At 28.6% G+C, this 23,898-nt stretch carries 21 protein-coding genes, 1 pseudogene and 1 other annotated feature; of the genes and pseudogenes, 11 read left to right on the top strand and 11 right to left on the bottom strand.

The features are described 5' to 3' along the window. Positions 1 to 36: 36 nt before the first annotated feature. Positions 37 to 252 (top strand): hypothetical protein, encoded by a 216-nt coding sequence (locus ACTNAO_RS01440; protein ID WP_441025465.1) that lies wholly within the window; start codon positions 37 to 39, stop codon positions 250 to 252. A gap of 313 nt (positions 253 to 565) precedes the next feature. Then, positions 566 to 1,918: a peptidoglycan-binding protein gene (locus tag ACTNAO_RS01435; RefSeq protein ID WP_441025468.1), complete on the top strand. Its 1,353-nt coding sequence runs from the start codon at positions 566 to 568 to the stop codon at positions 1,916 to 1,918. 6 nt (positions 1,919 to 1,924) lie between these two features. On the opposite strand, the gene ACTNAO_RS01430 is transcribed toward ACTNAO_RS01435, so the two are convergent. Genes ACTNAO_RS01430 through ACTNAO_RS01420 form a run of 3 tightly spaced genes read right to left on the bottom strand, consistent with a single transcriptional unit; the run spans position 1,925 to position 3,293 of the window. Beyond that, on the bottom strand, positions 1,925 to 2,830 hold the full coding sequence (locus ACTNAO_RS01430; RefSeq protein ID WP_441025471.1) for a radical SAM protein: 906 nt from the start codon (positions 2,828 to 2,830) through the stop codon (positions 1,925 to 1,927). A gap of 14 nt (positions 2,831 to 2,844) precedes the next feature. Next, positions 2,845 to 3,018, bottom strand: coding sequence for a helix-turn-helix domain-containing protein (locus ACTNAO_RS01425; RefSeq protein WP_441025474.1), 174 nt, complete (start codon positions 3,016 to 3,018; stop codon positions 2,845 to 2,847). An 11-nt stretch (positions 3,019 to 3,029) separates the two neighbouring features. Beyond that, positions 3,030 to 3,293 (bottom strand): Crp/Fnr family transcriptional regulator, encoded by a 264-nt coding sequence (locus tag ACTNAO_RS01420; RefSeq protein WP_441046063.1) that lies wholly within the window; start codon positions 3,291 to 3,293, stop codon positions 3,030 to 3,032. Between the two features lie 244 nt (positions 3,294 to 3,537). Between ACTNAO_RS01420 and ACTNAO_RS01415 the strand changes: the two genes are divergently transcribed. Beyond that, on the top strand, positions 3,538 to 4,065 hold the full coding sequence (locus ACTNAO_RS01415) for a YczE/YyaS/YitT family protein (RefSeq protein ID WP_441025477.1): 528 nt from the start codon (positions 3,538 to 3,540) through the stop codon (positions 4,063 to 4,065). A gap of 1 nt (position 4,066) precedes the next feature. On the opposite strand, the gene ACTNAO_RS01410 is transcribed toward ACTNAO_RS01415, so the two are convergent. Beyond that, a complete protein-coding gene (locus tag ACTNAO_RS01410; protein ID WP_441025479.1) occupies positions 4,067 to 5,128 on the bottom strand; it encodes a YkvI family membrane protein in 1,062 nt (353 codons plus the stop codon). Positions 5,129 to 5,245: 117 nt separating this feature from the next. Here ACTNAO_RS01410 and ACTNAO_RS01405 point away from each other — a divergent pair, with 117 nt between their 5' ends. Further along, the gene (locus ACTNAO_RS01405; protein ID WP_441025482.1) at positions 5,246 to 6,172 is read left to right on the top strand and encodes a TIGR01212 family radical SAM protein; all 927 of its coding nucleotides are present in this window, start codon (positions 5,246 to 5,248) and stop codon (positions 6,170 to 6,172) included. 1 nt (position 6,173) lies between these two features. Here ACTNAO_RS01405 and ACTNAO_RS01400 read toward each other — a convergent pair whose 3' ends face one another. Further along, entirely contained in the window at positions 6,174 to 7,064 is an 891-nt protein-coding gene (locus tag ACTNAO_RS01400) for a tetratricopeptide repeat protein (protein WP_441025485.1), read from the bottom strand. 149 nt (positions 7,065 to 7,213) lie between these two features. Between ACTNAO_RS01400 and ACTNAO_RS01395 the strand changes: the two genes are divergently transcribed. Next, on the top strand, positions 7,214 to 7,753 hold the full coding sequence (locus ACTNAO_RS01395; RefSeq protein ID WP_441025488.1) for a hypothetical protein: 540 nt from the start codon (positions 7,214 to 7,216) through the stop codon (positions 7,751 to 7,753). Between the two features lie 69 nt (positions 7,754 to 7,822). On the opposite strand, the pseudogene ACTNAO_RS01390 reads toward ACTNAO_RS01395, so the two are convergent. Both ACTNAO_RS01390 and ACTNAO_RS01385 read right to left on the bottom strand, forming a co-directional pair. Further along, positions 7,823 to 8,500, bottom strand: a pseudogene (locus ACTNAO_RS01390) (IS3 family transposase). A 136-nt stretch (positions 8,501 to 8,636) separates the two neighbouring features. Then, entirely contained in the window at positions 8,637 to 9,818 is a 1,182-nt protein-coding gene (locus ACTNAO_RS01385; protein ID WP_441025491.1) for a class I SAM-dependent rRNA methyltransferase, read from the bottom strand. Positions 9,819 to 10,016: 198 nt separating this feature from the next. Here ACTNAO_RS01385 and ACTNAO_RS01380 point away from each other — a divergent pair, with 198 nt between their 5' ends. After that, positions 10,017 to 11,330, top strand: a complete 1,314-nt coding sequence (locus tag ACTNAO_RS01380; protein WP_441025494.1) for an aspartate kinase — start codon at positions 10,017 to 10,019, stop codon at positions 11,328 to 11,330. Positions 11,331 to 11,422: 92 nt separating this feature from the next. Here ACTNAO_RS01380 and ACTNAO_RS01375 read toward each other — a convergent pair whose 3' ends face one another. Continuing rightward, positions 11,423 to 12,235 carry an acyltransferase family protein gene (locus ACTNAO_RS01375; RefSeq protein ID WP_441025497.1) on the bottom strand — a complete coding sequence of 271 codons (813 nt, stop codon included), beginning with the start codon at positions 12,233 to 12,235 and terminating at the stop codon, positions 11,423 to 11,425. Between the two features lie 213 nt (positions 12,236 to 12,448). On the opposite strand from ACTNAO_RS01375, the gene ACTNAO_RS01370 reads away from it, so the two are divergent. The 3 genes from ACTNAO_RS01370 (at position 12,449) to ACTNAO_RS01360 (ending at position 16,973) form a co-directional block, all read left to right on the top strand. Next, positions 12,449 to 13,210 (top strand): TrmB family transcriptional regulator, encoded by a 762-nt coding sequence (locus ACTNAO_RS01370; protein ID WP_441025500.1) that lies wholly within the window; start codon positions 12,449 to 12,451, stop codon positions 13,208 to 13,210. Positions 13,211 to 13,383: 173 nt separating this feature from the next. Further along, a complete protein-coding gene (locus ACTNAO_RS01365) occupies positions 13,384 to 16,143 on the top strand; it encodes an alpha-amylase family glycosyl hydrolase (protein WP_441025503.1) in 2,760 nt (919 codons plus the stop codon). A 50-nt stretch (positions 16,144 to 16,193) separates the two neighbouring features. Next, the gene (locus tag ACTNAO_RS01360) at positions 16,194 to 16,973 is read left to right on the top strand and encodes a nucleotidyltransferase domain-containing protein (RefSeq protein WP_441025506.1); all 780 of its coding nucleotides are present in this window, start codon (positions 16,194 to 16,196) and stop codon (positions 16,971 to 16,973) included. A 33-nt stretch (positions 16,974 to 17,006) separates the two neighbouring features. Here ACTNAO_RS01360 and ACTNAO_RS01355 read toward each other — a convergent pair whose 3' ends face one another. The 3 genes from ACTNAO_RS01355 to pdxS all read right to left on the bottom strand — a co-directional run bounded on the left by ACTNAO_RS01355 (position 17,007) and on the right by pdxS (position 18,809). Next, positions 17,007 to 17,210, bottom strand: coding sequence for a (2Fe-2S)-binding protein (locus ACTNAO_RS01355; RefSeq protein WP_441025508.1), 204 nt, complete (start codon positions 17,208 to 17,210; stop codon positions 17,007 to 17,009). 149 nt (positions 17,211 to 17,359) lie between these two features. Continuing rightward, entirely contained in the window at positions 17,360 to 17,932 is a 573-nt protein-coding gene (pdxT, locus tag ACTNAO_RS01350; protein ID WP_441025511.1) for a pyridoxal 5'-phosphate synthase glutaminase subunit PdxT, read from the bottom strand. Position 17,933: 1 nt separating this feature from the next. Then, positions 17,934 to 18,809, bottom strand: a complete 876-nt coding sequence (pdxS, locus tag ACTNAO_RS01345; protein WP_441025514.1) for a pyridoxal 5'-phosphate synthase lyase subunit PdxS — start codon at positions 18,807 to 18,809, stop codon at positions 17,934 to 17,936. Between the two features lie 117 nt (positions 18,810 to 18,926). On the opposite strand from pdxS, the gene pdxR reads away from it, so the two are divergent. Then, the gene (pdxR, locus tag ACTNAO_RS01340) at positions 18,927 to 20,348 is read left to right on the top strand and encodes a MocR-like pyridoxine biosynthesis transcription factor PdxR (protein ID WP_441025517.1); all 1,422 of its coding nucleotides are present in this window, start codon (positions 18,927 to 18,929) and stop codon (positions 20,346 to 20,348) included. Between the two features lie 50 nt (positions 20,349 to 20,398). Next, positions 20,399 to 20,634, top strand: a binding site (T-box leader). A 42-nt stretch (positions 20,635 to 20,676) separates the two neighbouring features. Next, on the top strand, positions 20,677 to 23,793 hold the full coding sequence (gene ileS / locus ACTNAO_RS01335) for an isoleucine--tRNA ligase (RefSeq protein ID WP_441025520.1): 3,117 nt from the start codon (positions 20,677 to 20,679) through the stop codon (positions 23,791 to 23,793). Positions 23,794 to 23,898: the final 105 nt, after the last annotated feature.

Below are 23,898 nucleotides of genomic sequence, written 5' to 3'. Positions count from 1 at the left end.
ATATATATAATAAGCATTTTTAGGGGGGAAACAATTGTGGTAGATAGAAAATTACAAGAATATTTAAATGATTCATTAGAAGTGTATGAATTATTAAGAAAGAAAAAGCAAAGCAAATTAGAGTCTTTTATAGATTTTTGGCTTAGTGGATTGTTAACACTTAAAGATGGACTAAAAGTAGAAGGGGCACATTATCTAATTATATATAAAGAAAAGAGTTTATTATTAACTATAAAAAATATAGGGATTTAAAAGGAATTATATAGTTATAGTTGGAAATAAGGAATTGCTTGGAATAAACAATGTAAAAGTTAACACAATATTCATATTATAATTATAAAAATGTGCTATAATAAACTTGTGGTAAGAAATTAGACATAAACAAGCATTACGCTTGTTTTTATAAAAATCAAGACTTAGTCTTGGGGTATAAAAGGTAAAAGAATTAATGAGAAAAACATCAGGAATGGGTATCCTGGTGTTTTTTATTTTTCTTTAATATAAGTAACAAGTTATAAACTTTAAAATATAATATAAAGTAATAGCATTTTTTATGGAGAAATAAATGGCTGAAATAGGAAGATTAAGAATTCAATGTTTTAATGGAGAGAGTTATATACCTGTTGATAAATGTAAGATTACAGTTAATCCATCTTCTACAAATCAGGAAGATGCATCTAAGTATACTAATATTATTCTTACAACAGATTCTTCCGGATTAAGTGAAGTAATTGACTTAGCAGCACCACCAAAGGCATATTCTCAAAGTCCTTTAGATGATGTAACTCCTTATGGTTTATATAATCTTAAAATTGAAAGAAATGGCTTTGATGATGTATTTATAAAGGGAGTTCAAATATTTTCAGAGCAGTTGGCAATTCAAAATGTAAGTATGCCAGAATTAAATACAAGAAGTGAGAAAAAGAGGCAGACAGGAAATGATGATATATTAATACTTCCTAATACATTAAATGGCGATTATCCGGAAAAAATACCAGAGGCTTCTGAAAAGCCATTACCACCACCATCTAGTGGAGTCGTGCTTCAACAGCCTGTGGTGCCCGAATTTGTAACTGTGCATCAGGGAAGTCCTAATGATAATACTGCACCTAATTATAAAGTATACTATAAAGATTATATAAAAAATGTAGCATCTTGTGAGATATATTCAACATGGCCAGATAGTACTATAAGGGCAAATATATATTGTATAATATCTTTTACCTTAAATAGAATATATACAGAATGGTATAGAGGTAAGGGGAAAAATTATGATATAACAAGTTCCACTGCTTATGATCATGCATTTAATTATGGAAGAAATATTTATGAAAATATAAGTAATGTTGTAGATGAGATTTTTTCAACATATATTAAAAGATTTAATAGAAAACAACCTTTATTAACACAATATTGTGATGGGAAAAATGTTCAGTGTCCTGAATGGCTTAGTCAATGGGGTAGCAAGTATTTAGGAGATCAAGGAAAGGTTCCTTATGATATATTAACTTATTATTATGGAGATGATATAGAGCTTAAAAGGGCTAGTCAAGTAACAGGAAGTCCATCATCTTATCCTGGATATACACTAACTATAGGATCAACTGGTGAATCAGTAAGGAATGTTCAGGAATATTTAAATAGAATAGCTAAAAATTATCCTCTAATTCCTACTGTTGCTGTAGATGGTGTATATGGAGAAAATACAGCTGAGGCTGTAAGAGTATTTCAAGATATTTTTAGTTTGCCAAAAACTGGTCAGATAGATTATGCTACTTGGTATCAAATATCAAACATATACGTTGGAGTAAGTAAAATAGCAGAACTAAGAGGTGATAATATATTTATTCCTCCAACTGATATGCTTGGTTTTAGAAGCAGCAATAAGGCTCCAAGATTTACGTATCCTCTTAATTAGTTTATTTTACAGACCTTCAAAATTAAAACTTGGAACAAATTCAGTAGTGTTTGAGCCAGTATCTTGAATAAAACCATTTTTAACGCCAATTGATGCTGCATAATCAATTAATGTTTCATAATGTTTTTCATTAAGAGGTTTGTTTATTTCGGGATATTTTTTTGCATTAAACATGGGTGTATACTGGTTCATTATGCTTATGTATACATTGTCTTTAAAGGTATTATATATGGCATCTATTACTTTCTTAGAGTCAAATAATAAACCAGGAAGCATTAGATGACGTATTATCATACCTTTTTTTATTATGCCATTTTCATAAAATTTAGGACTTCCTACTTGACTATACATTTCTTCTAAAATAGGCATTAAATTTTCTTTATAATTATTAACTTTAGAATATTTTACTGCATATTTATCATCAAAATATTTAAAATCAGGAAGATATACATCAATATATCCTTTTAAAAGTTCAATAGTTTCTAATGAGTCATAGCCATTTGTATTGTATAAAATAGGAATTAATAAGCCTCTTGATTTTGCAATATCTAAAGCTTCTATTATTTGTGGTACATAATGAGTTGGTGTTACTAGGTTTATGTTGTTTGCTCCTTGTTTTTGAAGATTTAAAAATATTTCTGCTAAGTGATTTATTGATACTTCTTTGCCTTTAAATTCTTGGCTTATTTCGTGATTTTGACAAAACACACATTTGAAGTTGCAGCATGAAAAGAATACTGCACCAGAACCTTTTTTACCTGAGATAGGTGGTTCTTCAAAAAAGTGAAGTGCAGCCCTTGCAATTAAAACCTTTGAAGAAGCATTACAAGCACCAAGATCCCCTTTTAATCTATTTACATTGCAATGTCTATTGCATAAAGTACAGTTTTGTAAGTATTCTTTATATTTCATTTTTTTCTCCTATTTTAATAGAATTTTTTTATGTAATTTTTTATTTTATCGTAATTTAAAATAATTATGTATTTGTAACCTAAATTAATCCAACCTAATGATTTAAAATTATTTAATACTTTATTTATGGTAGGTCTGGATAAGCCTATTATTTTAGATAATTCTTCTTGTGTATAATTTATATTCATTAAATTATCTTTTATACATTTAAGGCAAAATTAGGTCCTTCTAATATTATAGAATTAACTAAATTTTTATCAATGACTATTATTTCTGAATTTTCTAAAGCAATACAGGAGGAACGTCTTATATCACCACTAAAAAAAGAAGAAGCAGCAAATATTCCTTTGGTTCTTAAAATAAAAATTGTTTTTTCATTGCCGTATTTTGATGCTGAAAATATTTTTGTTGCTCCAGATTCTAAGAAATAAAAATTATTGGATTTTTCACCTTGATGAAATATGTATTGACCTTTTAAAAATAATCGTGGTTTCTTGTATTTTTCAAGTATTTTTAAAAGCTCATCTATATTTTTATAGCCTGGGATTTTTTTATATTGTACATACTATCAGCCCCATTTTAATATAAACAAAACTTATAAAAAAAGTATATTACTTTTAATTTGAAATGTTAAGTACTTAACATTTATAAATATAGATATTTGATAAAATTGTAGTGAAATAAATTATTTTTAGGAGGGATTTCTTTTGAAAAGTAATTTTAAAAGAATATTTTTATATGTTTTGGGACTTTTTATTATGTCTGTGGGAATAGCATTTTCAGTAAAGTCTGATCTTGGAGTTTCGCCTGTAAGTACAATACCTTATACTATGACATTAATTTTAGGAATAGAAATGGGTAAGGCTACTATAATATTTCATATAGCACTTATTTTTGTTCAAATATTAATATTGGGAAAGGCATTTAAAAAGAAAGATTTTTTGCAAATTGCAGTTGCATTTATGTTTGGATATTTTACTACTTTTTCTAATTTTCTTATGTCCTTTGTACCTGAAATTACAAGTTATCCTATAAGACTTGTATTTCTTGCCATAAGCATTATGTGTGTAGCAATAGGAATTCTTTTATATATGTCAAGTGATATTGTTCCATTAGCAGGAGAAGGTGTAATGCTTGGAGTATTTACAAGGCTTTTCAAGAAAAAGATACTATCATTTATGGGATTAAATGGTGAAAGTATAAAAAAAGAAGAACATCAAAGGGCAGTAGCATAATTTACTTGTTTTTTGCAAGATTGTTCTTATAATAAAAAATTATACTTTGAGTAATAAATATTAAGCTTAAAAGTCCAAAAATAGGATAAAGTGTAGTAATTAAATTAGTAAATCCTATTTGAGATATTAAAAGGGCAGTAAAAAGAATTATGAATATTCCTTTTTTAAATTTTATATTAAATGATTGCTCTAAAGTTTTACTTATAGAATATACATCGGATACTTCTGTAGAAAACATTTCAAGAAGTATTACTATAACAAGTATAGCTTGGATAATTGGACCAAATCTATGAGCTACATAAAGTAAAGGAATTTCATATTCATATATATATGGAGTATTTATTGTAAGAAGTAAGTTTATCATTAAGCAAAGAAGTGTAAGGAATATACTACCAAGTATTATTCCTCTTTTCATAATTTTATGATTATTTGTTTCATTGCTTAAGGGAATAATAACACCAGAACAACATAAAACATTATAGCCTGAATAAAGAATAGTAGAAATTAATACTCCATTCTTTTTGGGATGGCATAATACTATATTTTGAAGTGATATTTGATCTTTGAAAAATGCAAAATACAAAATTACTATAAGAGTTATTGAGGTTAAAAGAAGAGGAACAATAAGGCTGTTAACTTCAATTAGACCATTAGTACCTCTAAGTAAAAAAATATAAGCTACAATAAGCATAATAATAGAGCCAATTATTTTAGGAATAGAAAAAAACTGATTCATTATAGCACCACTGCCAGCAAGGATTATTGAAGCACTTGATATTAGGTAAAGGGTTGTTATAACGCCTGTTAATTTTCCTAAAATATTAGGGCTTATTTTTTTTATTGCATCACTATAAGAATTTAATTTATAAGTATAACCTATTTTTGCTAAGATACTTCCGATTATAATATAAAATGCCCCACATAATGGAATAAATATAAAACTTTTTGCTCCAAATATAGTAAAAAATTCAGTTATTTCTTTTCCTGAAGCAAGGCCAGCACCTACAATTGTTCCTATAAATACAACAGCTATTTGAAAAGTTTTTAATAAATCATTTTTCAATTACTTTCACCACAAAGATTATTAATTAGTAAAGTATATTAAAATACTTAACAAAATATACTAATATTAATGATATAATTATGAAAGATAATAAAAAATTTAGTATAGGAGATTAATATGTGCAAGGAATGGAATGGCAAAAGATATCATAGTTTAAATTATTTCTTAAGAAATAAATTTGGAGAAAAGGTATTTAAAATATCACTAGATGCAGGTTTTTCATGCCCTAATAGAGATGGTACTATAAGTACAGGTGGGTGTGTATTTTGTAGTGAAAGAGGTTCTGGAGATTTTGCTGGAGATAGAAATTTTTCTATTCATAAGCAATTTACTGATATAGAAGAAATGATGGCACATAAATGGAAGCATGGAAAGTATATTGCATATTTTCAAGCGTATACAAATACTTATGCACCAGTTAATATTCTTAGAGAAAAATATTATGAAGCATTAAAGGAAGAAAATGTTGTAGCTATTGCTATTGCTACAAGACCAGATTGTTTACAGGAAGATGTTTTAGATCTTTTAGAGGAAATTAATAAAAAATATTATGTATGGGTAGAACTTGGGCTTCAAACAACAAATAATGATACAGCAAAAATAATAAATAGAGGATATACATTAGATGTTTTTGAAAATGCTATATTAAATTTAAAGAAAAGAAATATAGATTTTGTTGTGCATTCTATATTTGGACTTCCTGGTGAAAATGAGCAAGACATGATAAAAACTGTAGATTATATAGCCCATTCAGGTGCAAAAGGAATAAAATTTCACCTTCTTCATTTAATGAAGGATACACCTCTTGTAAAGTTTTATGAAAGAGGTGAACTTAAATTTTTAGAACAGGACGAATACATAAATCTTATATGTGAATCAATAACTAGACTTCCACAGGATATGGTGGTTCATAGGCTTACAGGAGATGCACCAAGAAAACTTTTAATAGGTCCTATGTGGAGCCTTAAAAAGTGGGAAATTTTAAATGCTATTGATAATAAAATGAAAAATGATAATTTATATCAAGGTCTTAACTTTAAATAATTTAAGTATAAAGCCAAGTTAACTCTGAATCTTTTTTTGAATATTCAATAAAAAAACTATCAAGTTCAATACTTTTATTTATATCATTTTTAGCAAGGTCATATTTTTTCATTTTAGCAAAAGTACAACCTCTGTTGTAGTAAAGATAAGCTACTGAGGGGTTGTTTTTTATGCCTTCACTTAGGTAGTATATAGCAGTATCAAAATTATTTTGTTCTTTATACATAACAGCTAAGTTTAAATAGCTTGATGGGTATGATTTGTTCATTTTAATTGATTTTTTGTAAAACTTTTCTGCTTCTTTAGATCTATTAAGTTTTTTTAAAACAACTCCCATATTATAAAGAATTCTATACTCAGAAGGGTTTATTTTTAGAGCCTTTTTAAAGTAATTTAGTGCTTCTTCATTTTTATTTTGCTTTTCTAAAATAGAACCAATATTTCCATAAGCCCAAAGATAATCTGAATTTATTTCTATAGCACTTTTATAGCACCTTATTGCACATGAAAAGTTTTTTAAATCATCATAAATACATCCAAGATAAAAATAAGCAGTATCATAATTAGGATTAAAATGAATTGCCTTTTTGTAATAGTGTATAGCTTTTTCTAAATCCTTTTTATCATCATAAATGATAGCAAGACCATAATATGCATTAGCACATTCTTCATCTATTGAGATAATTTCATTATACTTTTCTATGGAAAGATCTTTAAAGCCAAGTTCGTCATAAAGTAGAGCTATATCTAGCAGAAGGTCTAGATCTTTTTTACCTAAAGTAAGCTTAGAGGCTTTTATGTAGAACTTTAAAGCCTTTGTATGGTCATTATTCATTAATGAGTTTTCAGCTAAGTTTATATAATTATTAAATAAATATTCATTGTTTTTCAAGGATAATGCCTCCTAGTTATTATCTTTTATATAGTTTAGAATTTTATTTGCTACATTGTCAATATAAACTAAAAAATATTGTCTTATATAAAGATTTAATGAATAAACTTATAATAAGGAAGTTTATAAACATTTTAAAGGAGCTAATAATGAAAAATAAGAAAAGCTGGTTAATTATATTTATAGGAATGGTAATGGCATTTTTGTATATATGTATTTCATGTGTATTTTATACAAGGTTTAATGAGGCATTAACTGAAATTAGTAAATATCAAGTGAATATTATGAAAAGTGGTTTATCAATACAAAAATTAATAATAATAAGTTGTTTATTTATAATCTTTATTACAATATTTTTTATATCAGTATTTGTAAATATGGGGGTTAAAGCTCAATCATATGAATGTACTATAGGTATGCTACATTCAGAAATTGTAAATGCAGAAATCCAAAATCATAGAAAAGAACTTGAAAGCGAAGAAATTCAGTTGAAAAATAGAGAAAAAATTGAATATGTTCAAAGTATTTTAAAGGATGTAGAGAATAGGGGGAGAAATGTAATAGAAAATATGCAAGGATCTAATGACAAAGTTGCTCAAAATATTCAAGAGGAATTTAACAATATGGTTAGTGGCTTAGAAGAGGCTTTCAATAAACTGGATATGTTTATGGATAAAAATTGCAAATAAGGTATTGACTTAGAGTTAACTTCAGCTTGTATTATAAATATGGATTGTCAACACTTTTTTATACAGTTATTATTCGGTCATATTAGAAATTCTATATTCCACTGGTGTCATATAACCTAAAGCACTATGTATGCGTTTGTTGTTATACCATAGAACATAACTTCTTAATTCTAATTTTAATTGTTCCAAGCTTTCAAAAATCCTATCAAATGCAAATTCAGTCTTCATTATTTGGTGTATTTTTCTTCTTGAAGCTATTATATCTTGTCTTGCTTTTTAAGTTCAACTTTTATTTTTCTTGTTCCATAGTTATTTTTACTTTCTCTAAATATTGAAATAACTGCACTTTCAAGTTTAGTATTGCATACTCTAATTTTTCTTTTATAATATACTAAACTTCTAGGAATATTTAAAACTCTGCACATTGCGCTGATACTGTACTTTTTTTATTTGATAAAATAATTTCTATTTTCGTGCCATTATCAGCGCTGCTTGCTTTAAAATATCATTCTCCATCAATAATTGTTTATTTTCTTTTCTTAAACGTATTAGTTCATTTTCTGCATCGGTACGATTATCTTTGGCCTTGAAAGAACCAGAATTGTTATAATCTTTTACCCATTTATTTATTGTAGATTTTGCTATGTCATATTCTCTTGAAATGTCTGCTGTAGATTTGCCATTTTGTTTTAATGCAACTATTTGCTTTTTAAACTCATCAGTGTAATTTGTTGATTTTCTAGCCATAATATTTCTCCTTGTATAATTTTTAATATTATATCACCACCGAATAATTTATGTCTAATTAATTATAACCAGTCCATGTAAATGCCAAATTCTTTCGATTCCTTGCAATTCAAGCGATTCTACCAATTTACAGTTCTTACTTTCCCTCAACAACCTGAAAAATGTAGAATTTTAAGTAATAACTTTCATCATTATTCCATAAGATAGGATGATCAGCTGATTGAGTTCTAAATTCAACTTGACGAAGCATCTTGTGTGCATCAAGAGAAGCTTCCCATATAGTTGCTTTTAACATTTCTTCACTCATATAATGTGAGCATGAACATGTTATAAAGTATCCACCTGGTTTTACCATTTTTAAACCTCTAAGATTTATTTCTTTATAACCTCTTTTAGCAGCATTAATAGTGTTTTTTGATTTTGTAAAAGCAGGAGGATCAAGTATTACAACATCAAATTGTTTTCCTTCTCTTGACCAGTTGCCTAAAACATAAAAAGCATTATGACATTCAAATTTAACTATATCTTGAAGATTATTAAGTTTTGCATTAGCTTTTGCACACTCTATAGCATGTTCAGAAACATCAATACCCAAAACTGATTTTGCACCACTTATTCCGGCATTAAGTGCAAATGAACCAGTATGAGTAAAACAATCTAATACAACTTTACCTTTGCATATTCTGTGTATAGCAGCTCTGTTTTCCTTTTGATCTAGGAAGAATCCTGTTTTTTGGCCGTTGGCAAGGTCTACTATGTATTTAACACCATTTTCAACTATTTGGACATTTGTATCAAATTCTTCTGTTAAAAAACCTTTTTTTTGTTCTAAACCTTCTATTTCTCTTGTTTTTATATCACTTCTTTCATAAACACCTTTTGCATTATAATTATTTACAAGTATATCTACAATTAAATCTCTATATTTATCCATTCCAAGAGTAGATATTTGAATAACATAATAATCTTCATATTTATCTATTGTAAGTCCTGGAAGACCATCAGCTTCACCAAATATTATTCTGCATGATGATGTATCAATTACAGTTTTTCTATATTCAAATGCATCAGCAAATCTTTTTAAGAAAAAGTTTTTATTTATTTCTTCATTTTCATTTCTAGTCATAATTCTTATAGCTATTTTACTTTGATCGTTTATATATCCTTTGCCAATAAAGTAATGTTTGTGATTGTATACTTCAACAATATCACCATTTTCATATTCACCATCATATTCTTCTATTTCATCTGTGTATATCCAAGGTCTTCCGTTTACTGCTTTTTTATCTTTTCCTTTATATAAATAAAATTTACACATATACTTAGTCTCCTCTACTTTGTTCTTATTTGTCATTATATCATATATTCTTTGTTAGATAATTATATATTAATTTTCAAGAAAACAGGGAATAAATAAAAAATAGACAAAAAGTAATGAAAACTATTGAAAATATCCTGAAAATTGATAGAATGTTATTTAGTACATAATAATTTTGAAAATGGGGGCAATATTAAAATGAGTATTATTGTTACAAAGTTTGGTGGAAGTTCACTTGCAGATGCTTCTCAATTTAAAAAAGTTAAGGAGATTATAACTTCAAATCCTGACAGAAAATACGTTGTGCCATCAGCACCTGGTAAAAGGAACAAAAAAGATACTAAAGTAACAGATTTATTATATCTTTGTCATGCACATGCTGAAGCAGGAATATCTTTAGATGATGTATTTAAATACGTTGAAGATAGATATCAAGGAATAGTAGATGACTTAGAATTAAACTTTAACATTAAGAAGTATTTAGATGTTGTAAAAAAAGATCTTGAAAATGGAGCTTCAAAAGATTATGCAGCAAGTAGAGGTGAATATTTAAATGGATTAGTACTTGCTAATTATTTAGGATATGAATTTGTAGATGCAAAAGATGTAATTGTATTTACAGAAGACGGTTCGTTAAACAGTGAAGCCACTAATAAAGCATTAAATACTAAATTAAAAGATATAGAAAGAGCAGTTATTCCAGGATTTTATGGAGCAGATGAAGACGGAAATATAGTAACATTTTCAAGAGGTGGATCAGATGTAACAGGGGCTTTAGTTTCTGCAGCAGTTAAAGCCAAGCTTTATGAAAACTGGACAGATGTTTCAGGATTCTTAATGGCAGATCCAAGAATAGTTGAAAATCCAAAGGCAATAAGTTCAATTACTTATAAGGAACTAAGAGAACTTGCATATATGGGAGCATCAGTATTACATGAAGATGCAATATTCCCAGTTAGAGAAGCTGGAATTCCTATAAATATAAAAAATACTAATAAACCACAAGATGATGGTACATTGATAGTTAAAAATAGTGATGATCAAAATTTAGCTAAGACAATTACAGGAGTTGCAGGTAAGAAAGATTTTACTGTAATTGCAATAGAAAAGGCTATGATGAATTCTGAACTTGGATTCTGCAGAAAGGTACTTGGAGTTCTTGAAATGAATGGTGTTTCATTTGAATGTATGCCTTCAGGAATAGATTCAGTATCAGTTGTGATTTCAGATTCTGAACTTAAAAATAAGAAAGATAGAATTGTTCAAGAAATAAAGAGAAGTTGTGATCCGGATTCTATAGAACTTCATCCTAATATGGCTTTAATTGCTACAGTTGGTAAGGGAATGGCTAAAAATAAAGGTGTAGCAGGAAGAATATGTAGTGCATTATCATTAAGTGGAGTAAATATAAGAATGATAGATCAAGGTTCATCAGAAATTAATGTAATTGTAGGAATAGAAAATGATGATTTTGAAAAAGGAATAAGAGCTATATATAATGCTTTTAATTAATTATTATATATAAATTAAATGGGTACTTATAAAATGATTTTTAATCAATCATTTTTATAAGTACCCTATTTGTATTATTTGAGGGGCTTAATTTATTTTTTCCTTCTTGTGCCTCGGTTTCCTGTAAGTATATTATGAAGAGAAGGAGCATATTTTAATAGAATACTACTAAGTAGTATAGCAATTAAAATGGCACAAGTAGGATATATAAAGTATGTAACTAGATTAAAAGCAAATGAGTTTGCTAAGAATACTAGTGTATACTGTATAACAATATCTAATAAGGGTTCGTGAAAACAATAAATAAAATCTTGAGTAAAGATTCCAGCCAGTACAGTTTTTAAACATAAAATTACAAGCCATAAAATTAGGCTTATTATAATTTTGTTTTTGCTTATTTTGCTATATTTTACTAAAAGATAAATTATTGGAGACAAAATAGTATATATAAACAATTGTTTTATAAACCAAAATTGAAAATTTGGTGGATTATATAAAACATTAAAAAAGCCTCCATCACTGTAGTTTGTTTTCATATCATTTATAGGCATTATATCTATATTTTTTAGTAGATAGCATAATCCTATTCCAATGATTGACCAAATTAAATAAGGAATCATTAAGGATAAGAATCGGCTTTTAACTTTATAAAAATATTTTTCTATAGATAATTTATATGTTAAGAAAAATAAATATCCAGAAATCATAAAAAATATTGGTACAGCTATTCTTGTAAATCCATTGCATAGAAAAAATTCTATAAATGTTGCAATGTTTAACCCTTCACTAATTGTAGTTTGGGGTAAAAGAAAATTGTCAGTAAAATTATAGCAGTGTAAGAACACAACCATTATTATACATATGAATGAAATAATTTTAATCTTTGAACTTAAGTATTTATTCATACATATTCCCCTTGTAATTATTAAATATATAAAACGCAAATTAATTTTAGGCCCTTCATTAAAATGGTTGTATATTCTGTGCCACTATTCTAAATGTTTATTATGTTTTTGTCAATAGGAAATTGTAAACCATTAAATAATAAAATAATTTGACACTATAAAAAATTGGGAATAAAATTTGAAATAAAAGAAAATGAATTTATAGGAGGATATATGGACAAAATAATCGATAAATTATGCAAACTGTATTTTTCAAAATTAGAAGCGCAGATATATGTTACTTTAATTAGAGATGGTGAAATGTCTGGATATCAAATTGCTAAAAAGATAAATATATCAAGGTCTTCAGTATATTCAGCTTTAGAACCAATGTATGAGAAGGGAATTGTGTTATCACGAATGGAGGGGGCACAAGTTTATTCGGCTCAGAGTCCTGAAACATTATTTGAAAGATTAAGAAAAGAATATATTAATACATCTAAAGAAGTTGAGGAAGAACTTATGAAACATTATAAACAGGATTTTGAAGAAAAGTTTACTAACATAAAAGGATTTGAAACAGTAATTTCTAATGCAAAGCAAGTAATAAAATCATCTAAAAAAGAAATTTGCATAAATACAGATATAGATATACAGACATTTAAGAAAGAAATTAATAGCGCTACAGAAAAGGGTGTTAGAGTAATACTATTTTCTTTTATACATCAAAATTGTGATGGATTAAATATAGAAAGTTATTTAAATGAACAAGATGAATGTAGTGAACCTACACGCATAATGATGGTGTCAGACTGTAAATTGACACTTGTTGCAGATACATATAAGGCAAGAGGTACATGGCTTGGTACGTTAACTAATAATACTTTATTTACATCTATTGTGACAGAGCACATATTGCATGATATTTATGATGTTAGAGGGAGAAAAATAGAGAATAATGGATTTAGACTTAATTCCATGATTGAACTTAGATAAATTTTAACTTATATTAATTAATGATAAAAACTACACTTTAGTACAAAAATGTGCATAAAAGGTAGTTTTTTTCTTGACAAGAAATGGGACGCGGGATATTATAGTAGTATAAAATATTCTACTAATAATAAATTTGTATTAGTTGAAATTTATTTATTTTAAGGGGGTATATAATGAAACGTCATATTATTAACAGAATTTTAGCCATGGTACTTGTAGCTGGAATTTTTGTAATCGATATCGATGAGGCTAATCCAAAAGCTATGGAGGTGAAACAAGATATACAAAATCAAAATCTTTCAGTAAGTGAATTGGATGATACTGTTTCAAGTGTAAAATCAAATGATTATAATTTACCTGAAAAGGTTAAGGGTGGCGCAATACTTCATGCTTGGTGTTGGTCAGCAAAGGCAATAATAAGTCAATTACCAGATATTGCAGCTGCAGGATATACTGCTATTCAAACAATTCCATGTAATAATATTATTCCAAGTGAAGGAGAAGGTGTTGATAAGTGGTGGACACAATATCAGCCAACAAAGTTAGAAATAGGTAATTACATGATTGGATCGAAAGAAGATTTTACTGAGTTATGTACAAAAGCTCATGAATATGGAATAAAGATAATAGTAGACGTTGTTCCAAATCATACTGCAGATTATTGTCATGATTCACAGATTGATCCTGCATTAAAGCAATTTTGGAGAGGAAATAGAAGAGGTATCTCTAATTATAACGACAGAAAAGATTGTACACAAAATGATGCCTGTGGTTCATTAGCAGATATGAACACAGAAAATAAGGATTATCAAAAAATGTTTATCGAATACTTAAACAAATTAATTGCATGTGGATGTGACGGATTTAGATATGATACTGCAAAGCACATAGCAGTTCCAGAGGACTCTATTAATGGATGTGGTTCAGATTTTTGGCCTACAGTAATGGGATCTTCTGTTAATGATATTAATAATAAGTTTGTATATGCAGAAGTACTTCAAGATACTTATGTAATGTATGATTCTTATGCAAAATATGTCAATCTAACAGCAAATTGGTATTCGGCAACAGTGAGAGACAAGCTTAGAAGTAATGGTACTATGGATGTAAGTCAAATTTCAAATTATAATTCACAAGGTGCACCACTTGATAAATTAGTTGTATGGGCAGAATCACATGATACATTTGCAAATAACCCTAATGATGATAAATATAATGAATCATCTTGGGCATCTCAAGCTAACATTAGAATGGTATGGGCATTTATTGCTGCTAGAAAAGATGGTACTTGCTTATTTTATGCAAGACCAAAAGGCGCTGATGGAAATCATAATAGATTCCCTGGTCAAAATAAACTAGGTGAAGTTGGAAGTGAAGAATTTAAAGCTCCTGAAGTTGCAGCTGTAAATAATTTTAGAAATGCAATGATCGGTGAAAGCGAGTATTTAAGAAATCCTAATGGTAATACTAAAATTGCTATGGTAGAACGTGGTAAAAAAGGTGTAGTAATTGTTAATTTAGGGGGAGCTACAGAGTTATCTTCTGAAACTACACTTGAAGATGGAACTTACAAAGATCAAGTAAGTGGAAGAGACTTTACGGTGTCTGGTGGTAAGATATCAGGTCATTTAGATGAATATAAGGTAGCTGTAGTTTACAATGCAAAACCTTCAACAGCTGCAAAAGTTTCTGCGTCAGTTTCAAGCCGTTCATTTACTGAGGATGGAATAAGCGTTACATTAAATACTTCAAATACAAAGAAAGCTACTTATAGCATAAATGGAGAAGATGAAACTGAATTTACAGATGGTACAAAAGTTACAATAGGAAAAGGTGCCAATCCTGGTGATAAGTTTACATTAAAGTTAAAGGGTATAGCAAATGAAGGTGATGATGCATCAGAAACATATACTTATACAAAGAAAGATCCAAATGCTGCTAACATAGCGTATTTAAAATTACCTGCAGGATGGGATAAAGCTTATGCATATGTTTATAATGATGATCCTACAGCACCTAAAGGTTCTGCAGTAAAGGAAAATGCAGCATGGCCAGGAGTTGAAATGACAAAGGTATCAGATGGATTGTATAAATATGAAATGCCAGGAGAAGATGAAGGATATGATAATCCACTTATTATATTTACTAATGGTGTGAAAGAGGGTACAAAAAAATATCCAGCAGATACTGCTACACAAGTTGATGCAGAGGGACTTAAGTGTGAAGGATCAATGATTTGTGATGGTACATCATGGAAAGAATATGATGATCCAAATAAAACAGATGATAAAAAGGAGTTAACTGTAACTCTTACATCTGATGAAACTAAAATAGAATTAGATTCAAGTGTAAAACTTACTGCAAAGGCAACAGGAGGAACAGAAAAATATACTTATACATTTAAGGCAAATGGAGAAGAAATCTATAGTGGATCAAAATCATCATATACATGGACACCAGATAAGGCAGGAGATTATAAAGTAACTGTTGAAGTAAATGATGGAGATACTACAAAAGAAAGTGATGAACTAGATATTACTGTTTCAGATGATACAGAAAAGCCAAAAGAGTTATCAATATCATTAAGTGCTGACAAGTCAGGAAATCAACAAGTAAATACAAAAATAAAATTTACAGCAAAGGTAGTAGGAGGCTCAGGAGATTATAACTATACATTTAAAATAAATGATAAGAAAATAGATAATGGTGATAGTTCAACTTATACATGGACACCTAAAACTTCAGGTGAATATACAATATCTGTTACTGTAGATGATGGTAAAGAAACTAAAACTAGTAGCCAAAAGACATTCAATATTGTAGATGAGCAAAATTCAGAAGAAGGAGATAATAATAGTTTATATGGATTATTATTAGCAGGTACTTTTGGAGCAACATTATTAGGAGCATTAAGAAGAAAAAGGAATATGTAGTAATTGCAAAAGATTTAAATTAAAAAATAATATATTTAGGGGGGTTATGCATGAATGTTATTAAAGAGTTAATTGAAGAAATGAGTGAAATAAAGGAAATAGAATCTATAGCATTAGCTGGATCACGCTCAATAAATCTAGATGATAAATTATCTGATTATGATATATGTGTTTATAGTGAAAGGCCTATAGATAAGGAAAAGAGAAGAGAAGTTCTAAGAAAATATTGCAAGTATATGGAGATAGAGAATACATATTGGGAAACGGAAGATGACTGTATATTAAATAATGGTGTGGTAGTAGAATTTATATATAGAGATATAAAAGGATTTGAAGATGTAATTAAAAGTGTTTTAATAGATGGAAATGCTTATAATGGATATACTACATGTATGTGGGATAATTTACTAAGTTGTAAGATTTTATTTGATAGAAATAATAAACTTACAGAATTAAAAAAGAAATATGATATTCCTTATCCAGAAAAACTTAAAAATAATATTGTAAAAAAGAATTTAGAACTTCTTGATGGATATATACCATCTTTCTCAAAACAAATAAAAAAGGCAGGTAAAAGGGGAGATATTGTAAGTGTTAATCATAGGATAACTGAATTTTTAGCTAGTTATTTTGATTTAGTTTTTGCATACAATAAAGTAACTCATCCTGGAGAAAAGAGGATGATAGAAAATTGTATAAGAAAGTGCAAGAGTCTTCCAGAAAATTTTGAGGAAAATATCAAACTTCTTCTTTCAAATCTATATAGTCCTGAAGTTATAAATTATGCACTTGAAAGTATACTAAAGAATCTTAAATCTTGGATGAAATAAAAAAGTTTGGTGTTGAAATTTCAGCACCAAACTTTACTTTTTTAAAAGTTCTTTAATTTTAGGTACACATCTACATCCTTTACAACTACCAGTTCCTGCACCAGTAATATTTTTAACTTCATCAACAGTTTTTGCTCCATTATTAATGGAATCTTTTATACTTTTTCTAGTTATGGATTTGCAAACGCATACCTTAGTTAATTTATCTTTTATATCATCATTTAGATTATTGATCATAACTAAATATCCTTTCAAAATTATTTATATAAATTGTAAGAGCAAAAATGCAATATTATTATAAACCTGTATAAATTAAAACATGAATTTATGTAAAAGTCAATGTTAGATAATAATTATTATTCATCTAATGATATATAAAAAATAAATTATTCTTTTTTTGTTAATTCTAAAAACAGTTCATGAATTCTTGTATCTTGTGTAAGTTCAGGATGAAATGAAATTCCTATTTGATTTTTATATTTAACACCTACTATATTATCATTTACTTTTGATAATATTTCTACATCATCATTATTTACCTTTTCTATGTAAGGAGCTCTTATAAATTCCATTGGAAAGTCTTTTATATCTCCAAACTTTTCAACTGTATGAAAGCTTCCAAGCTGTCTTCCATAGGCATTTCTTTTTACTGTTACTGGAAGAGTGGCAAAGTGCTTTTTATTATCATTAGATAAACTTTCAGAAAGTAATATAAGGCCGGCACATGTAGCAAAAACAGGTAGTCCATTTTCGATTTTTTCTTTTAATATATCAAACATATCAAGATCTTTTAAAAGCTTACCTTGAACTGTACTTTCACCGCCTGGTAGTATAAGGCCATCAAAATCATTGTCTAAATCTTTTTTTTGTCTAAGTTCTATTACATTATGACCTAGCTTTTTTATGATATTTTCATGTTCTATAAAGGCTCCTTGAACTGCAAGTACTGCAATATTCATTTTATTTGCCCCTTTCAGCCATTAAAATTTCAATTTCTTGTTCATTGATTCCAACCATAGCTTCACCTAAATCTTCAGAAAGCTCTGCAATCATTTTTGCGTCATTATAGTTTGTTACTGCTTTTACAATAGCTTCTGCTCTTTTCTTTGGATTTCCTGATTTAAATATACCAGAACCTACAAATACACCTTCAGCTCCAAGTTGCATCATAAGAGCAGCATCGGCAGGAGTTGCAACACCACCAGCAGCAAAGTTTACAACTGGAAGTTTCTTATTATCATGAACGTATTTTACAAGTTCATAAGGTACTCTAAGTTCTTTTGCTTCTTCAAAAAGTTCATCTTCTCTCATAGAAGTTATTTTTGCAATTTCCTTGTTCATCATTCTCATATGTCTTACAGCTTGAACAACATCTCCAGTACCAGGTTCACCTTTAGTTCTTATCATTGAAGCTCCTTCATTTATTCTTCTAAGAGCTTCTCCAAGATCTTTTGCACCACATACAAATGGAACATTGAATTTTGTTTTATCTATATGATGAAGATCATCAGCAGGTGATAATACTTCACTTTCATCTATATAATCTATTTCGATAGCTTCTAATATTTGTGCTTCTACAAAGTGTCCTATACGACATTTTGCCATAACTGGAATTGAAACAGCTTCTTGAATTCCTTTAATCATTTTAGGGTCGCTCATTCTTGAAACTCCACCAGCAGCTCTTATATCAGCAGGAATTCTTTCAAGGGCCATAACAGCACATGCTCCAGCTTCTTCTGCTATTTTTGCTTGTTCAGGTGTTGTAACGTCCATTATAACTCCACCTTTTAGCATTTGAGCTAATTCTTTATTTAATCCATATCTTTTATTATCCATTTTTAATAAAAGCCTCCTTTACAAACTTTATAGTACTGATTATAATCATTATTGACCATATTAAAATAATCAATTTAGATATATTCAGAATGGTCAGATCAGTTAGGATGTGATAGGATGCTTACGTATTCATTTGTAGACATAGGGTCAGACAGCTTATATGAACATTTGTATAAATGTATAAAGAATGACATTATTAAAGGGGTTTTAAAGGTTGGAGATAAATTGCCATCTAAGAGAAATTTTGCAAAGAATCTGAACATAAGTACAATTACTGTTGAAAATGCATATGCTCAGCTTATGTCAGAAGGATATATTTATTCAATACCGAAAAAAGGATTTTTTGTTTGTGATATTGCAAAAAATTTAATTGATAATGAAGCAACAATAAAGACTAATTATAAAAGTGATGATAAAGGCTTTATTAATGATAGTAGATACTATTTTGCAGATTTTTTGAGTAATAGAACAAGTAAGGATAATTTCCCGTTTTCTATATGGGCGAAGCTTATGAGAGAAGTTATTTCTGAGAAAAACGATGAACTTTTAGTGTCACCACCAGGTGGTGGAATTTTAGAATTAAGAGAAGCTATAGCTGATTATTTGTGGCAATTTAGAGGAATGAAAGTAAGTCCTAATCAGATAATAGTTGGAGCTGGGACAGAGTATCTTTACGGGCTTTTGATTCAGCTATTTGGAAGAGATAAAATTTTTGCAGTAGAGGATCCAGGGTATAAAAAGATAAGTCAAATTTATAAAAGTAATGGAATAAAATGTGAGTTTGTTCCCTTAGATGATGAAGGAATTAGTGTTAAGGAACTAGAGGATAGAGAGGCTGATATAATTCATATATCTCCATCACATCATTATCCCACAGGAAAAGTAATGCCTATAAGCAGAAGATATGAAATACTAGGATGGGCATCTAAAAGTGATTCTAGATATATAATTGAAGATGATTATGATTGTGAGTTTAGATTACTTGGTAAACCAATTCCATCTATGGAAAGTATAGATGTTATGGAAAAAGTAATATATATGAATACATTTACCAAAAGTCTTGCTTCAACTATACGTATAAGTTATATGGTTCTTCCTAAAAATCTTTTGGATACATTTTATTCAAAACTTGGGTTTTATTCCTGTACGGTTTCGAATTTTGAACAATATACATTAGCAAGATTTATTAAGGAAGGATATTTTGAAAAACATATAAATAGAATGCGTAATTTTTATAGAAATAAGCGAGATTATATGGTTGAAAATATAAATAAATATTCAGATATAGCATCTGTAAAAATAAAGGAAGAGGATGCAGGACTTCACTTTTTGTTAGAAGTAGATACTGACATGACAGATGATGAACTTATTGAGTCTGCAAGGGACAATGATATTAGAATTTCTTGTCTTTCAAAGTATTATTATAATAATGAAAATGCCCAAAAACATATTATTGTTATAAATTATTCAGGAATTGAAAATGATAAAATTGAAGAAGCAGTAAAAAGACTTCTAAAAAGTATAAAAAGAAATAAATAAAAGCTTAGGAATGTTTGACAAATGCAGAAAAATTGTTATATACTGTTAAGGTAAAAGCTAAGATTAGGAAAAGTAGTTAGGAACCTATTTTTTAGAGAGCAGTTGTATGGTGCAAAACTGTAAATAGCCCTTATGAAAATCACCTAGGAGTTGGGATTCGAAAGATTTATAATTTAGTAGTTTTTCCCCGTGTTCTCACGTTATAGAGATAGAGTATGAAAGTACTTAAAGTAGTCACTTTGGTGAATCAATAGGTGGTATAGCGAAATTTTACTTCGTCCTTTTGGATGGAGTTTTTTTATTTATATAAAGAAAGGAGTATCTTTAAATGTACAAAAAAGTTGAACTTCAAAATGGTTTTGTAGGAATGGAAAAAGATGTTGCTGCCCTTTGGAAAAACAGAAACATTGTTAAAAAGAATTTTGATATGAATCAGGATGGTGAGTATTTTACTTTTTATGATGGACCTCCAACTGCAAATGGAAAGCCTCATGTAGGTCATATACTTACAAGAGTTATGAAAGATATTATTCCAAGATATAAGGTAATGAAGGGGTATAAAGTTATAAGAAAAGCTGGATGGGATACTCATGGATTGCCAGTAGAACTTGAAATAGAGAAGAAACTTGGAATTTCAGGAAAACAACAAATAGAAGATTACGGCGTTGAAAAATTTGTTAAGGAATGTAAAAACAGTGTATTTAAATATGTTTCAATGTGGGAAGATATGACAAACCAAATTGGATACTGGGTTGATATGGATGATCCATATGTAACTTACCACAATGATTATATTGAATCAGTATGGTGGGCATTAAAACAAATGTGGAATAAGGGACTTTTATATGAAGGTCACAAGGTTATGCCATATTGCCCAAGATGTGGAACTGCTCTTTCTTCACATGAAGTCGCTCAAGGATATAAAGATGTTAGTGATTTAACTTGTATAGCTAAATTTAAAGTGGTAGGAGAAGACAATAAATATATACTTGCATGGACTACAACTCCTTGGACATTACCTTCAAACCTTGCATTATGTGTAAATAAAGCTTATACATATATTGAAGCAAAAGTTGAAGATAATATTTATATCTTAGCTAAAGATTTAGCAGATAAAGTTTTAGGAGAAGATTCTTATGAAATAGTAAAAGAATTTAAAGGCACTGAACTTTTAGGAATTAAATATGAACAATTAATGCCATTTGCAAAAGTTGAAGGAAAAGCTTTTGAAGTAATTCATGGCGATTATGTAACATTAACTGATGGTACTGGAATTGTTCATATAGCACCAGCTTATGGTGAAGATGATAGTTTTGTTGCAAAACAAAATGGAATAACATTTGTAAACTTAGTAGACAAAGAAGGAAAATTTGTTTCTGATGTAACTCCATGGGCAGGTAAATTTGTTAAAAAGTGTGATGAAAGCATTTGTAAATGGTTAGAAGAAAATAACAAGTTATTTAAATCAGAAAGACATATGCACTCATATCCACATTGTTGGAGATGTGATACACCACTTCTTTATTATCCAAAAGAAAGTTGGTTTGTTGCAATGAGTAAGCAACGTGACAAGCTTCTTGAAAATAACAATAAGATTAATTGGTATCCAGATAACATTAGAACAGGAAGATTTGGTAAGTTCCTAGAAAATGTTATAGACTGGGGTATTTCAAGAGACAGATACTGGGGTACACCACTTCCAATATGGAGTTGTGAATGTGGCCATAAGGAATGTATTGGAAGCATAGCTGAATTAAAAGAAAAAGGAATAAATGTTCCAGAAGATATAGAACTTCATAAGCCTTATATAGATAATGTTAAACTTAAATGCCCTAAGTGTGGCAAGGAAATGACTAGAGCAAAAGAAGTTATAGACTGCTGGTTTGATTCAGGTTCAATGCCATTTGCTCAGCTTCACTATCCATTTGAAAATAAAGAATTATTTGAAAAGAACTTCCCAGCTCAATTTATATCAGAAGCTGTTGACCAAACAAGAGGATGGTTCTATACATTACTTGCAGTATCAACTTCAATATTTGGAAAGAATCCATTTGAAAACTGTATTGTTTTAGGTCATGTTCTTGATAAAAAAGGATTAAAGATGTCTAAGCATAAGGGAAATGTTGTAGACCCATTTGAAGTATTAGGGTCTCAAGGTGCTGATGCTACAAGGTGGCATTTCTATACAGCAAGTGCACCATGGCTTCCTACAAGATTCTCAATAGATGATGTTGCAGAATCTCAAAGAAAGTTCTTAAGTACTTTATGGAATGTATATTCATTTTATGTGCTTTATGCAGATATAGATAAATTTAATCCATTAGAATATAAAGACTTTAAGTCAGAAAATGTTATGGATAAGTGGATTATGTCAAAACTTAACACATTAGTTAAGGATGTTGATGAAAAATTAAATTCTTACGATATAACAAATGCTGCTTTAGAAATCGAAGAATTTACAGATAGTTTATCAAATTGGTATGTAAGAAGAAATAGAGCTAGATATTGGACTCAAGAATTAACTGATGATAAGATAGGAGCTTATGTAACTTTATATAATGTTCTTGTAACATTAGCAAAAGTAGCTGCACCATTTGTACCATTTATAACTGAAGAGATTTATCAAAACTTAGTTGTAAACTTAGATAAAAACGCTATAGAAAGTATTCATTTATGCTTATGGCCAAAGGTAGATGAAAGCTTAATAAACAAAGATTTAGAAAAAGAAATGGATTTAGCTTATTCTATAGTTAAGCTTGGAAGAAGTGCAAGAAATGGAGCAAACATAAAGAATAGACAGCCACTTTCTAAGATACTTGTTTCTGCTTCAAGTCTTCCAGAATATTATGGAGACATTATTACAAATGAATTAAATATTAAAGAAATTGAATTTGGTGCTGATTTATCAGAACATGTTAACTTTGAAATTAAGCCAAACTTACCTGTACTTGGAAAACAATATGGTAAACTAATTCCAGCAATAAGAAAAGAAATTGCTTCAAAAAATCAAATGGAATTAGCAAGCAAAATTAGAAATGGTCAAACTGAAGTAATAAATGTTAATGGTACAGAAATAGAATTAAATTCTGATAATCTTTTAGTCACAATGCAAGGTATTGAAGGATATGCATTTGCTGGAGAAGGTGAACTTGGAGTAGTACTTTTAACTCATATAACAGATGAATTAAGAGAAGAAGGTCATGTAAGAGAAATGATATCTAAAATTCAAAATATGAGAAAAGAAAAGGACTTTGAAGTTGCTGATAAGATTAACCTTTATTTATCAGGAAATGAAATGTTAAATAATATTGCTGAAAAATTTGCAGATGTTATTAAGAAAGAAACATTAACTGTAGAAATAAAATTTAATGATGCTTCTGCAAATTACACAGAAGTAAATATAAATGGTGAAAAACTTAATATGGATGTTGAAGTAGTAAAATAAGTTTTTTATTAATTTAATTTTAAATAAGCTGTTTCAAAGTTGAAATGTATATAATTTTGAAACAGCTTGTTTTATTTAAATAGTAAAATTCTTTCTTGAAGTCAT

The sequence above is a fragment of the Clostridium sp. HCP1S3_C6 genome (assembly GCF_052066735.1).
Taxonomy (GTDB): Bacteria; Bacillota; Clostridia; order Clostridiales; family Clostridiaceae; genus Clostridium.
Note: the sequence above shows the minus strand (reverse complement) of the source record. Positions and strands in the feature narration are given on the sequence as shown.

Coding starts and splice junctions, on each gene's coding strand:
- ACTNAO_RS01430 (WP_441025471.1), bottom strand. CDS start 2,830: ATGAAATATAAAGAATACTTACAAAACTGTACTTTATGCAATAGACAT.
- ileS (WP_441025520.1), top strand. CDS start 20,677: ATGTACAAAAAAGTTGAACTTCAAAATGGTTTTGTAGGAATGGAAAAA.
- ACTNAO_RS01425 (WP_441025474.1), bottom strand. CDS start 3,018: ATGAATATAAATTATACACAAGAAGAATTATCTAAAATAATAGGCTTA.
- ACTNAO_RS01385 (WP_441025491.1), bottom strand. CDS start 9,818: ATGTGTAAATTTTATTTATATAAAGGAAAAGATAAAAAAGCAGTAAAC.
- ACTNAO_RS01380 (WP_441025494.1), top strand. CDS start 10,017: ATGAGTATTATTGTTACAAAGTTTGGTGGAAGTTCACTTGCAGATGCT.
- pdxT (WP_441025511.1), bottom strand. CDS start 17,932: ATGAATATTGCAGTACTTGCAGTTCAAGGAGCCTTTATAGAACATGAA.
- ACTNAO_RS01405 (WP_441025482.1), top strand. CDS start 5,246: ATGTGCAAGGAATGGAATGGCAAAAGATATCATAGTTTAAATTATTTC.
- ACTNAO_RS01375 (WP_441025497.1), bottom strand. CDS start 12,235: ATGAATAAATACTTAAGTTCAAAGATTAAAATTATTTCATTCATATGT.
- ACTNAO_RS01360 (WP_441025506.1), top strand. CDS start 16,194: ATGAATGTTATTAAAGAGTTAATTGAAGAAATGAGTGAAATAAAGGAA.
- ACTNAO_RS01435 (WP_441025468.1), top strand. CDS start 566: ATGGCTGAAATAGGAAGATTAAGAATTCAATGTTTTAATGGAGAGAGT.
- ACTNAO_RS01395 (WP_441025488.1), top strand. CDS start 7,214: ATGAAAAATAAGAAAAGCTGGTTAATTATATTTATAGGAATGGTAATG.
- ACTNAO_RS01370 (WP_441025500.1), top strand. CDS start 12,449: ATGGACAAAATAATCGATAAATTATGCAAACTGTATTTTTCAAAATTA.
- ACTNAO_RS01365 (WP_441025503.1), top strand. CDS start 13,384: ATGAAACGTCATATTATTAACAGAATTTTAGCCATGGTACTTGTAGCT.
- pdxR (WP_441025517.1), top strand. CDS start 18,927: ATGCTTACGTATTCATTTGTAGACATAGGGTCAGACAGCTTATATGAA.
- ACTNAO_RS01355 (WP_441025508.1), bottom strand. CDS start 17,210: ATGATCAATAATCTAAATGATGATATAAAAGATAAATTAACTAAGGTA.
- pdxS (WP_441025514.1), bottom strand. CDS start 18,809: ATGGATAATAAAAGATATGGATTAAATAAAGAATTAGCTCAAATGCTA.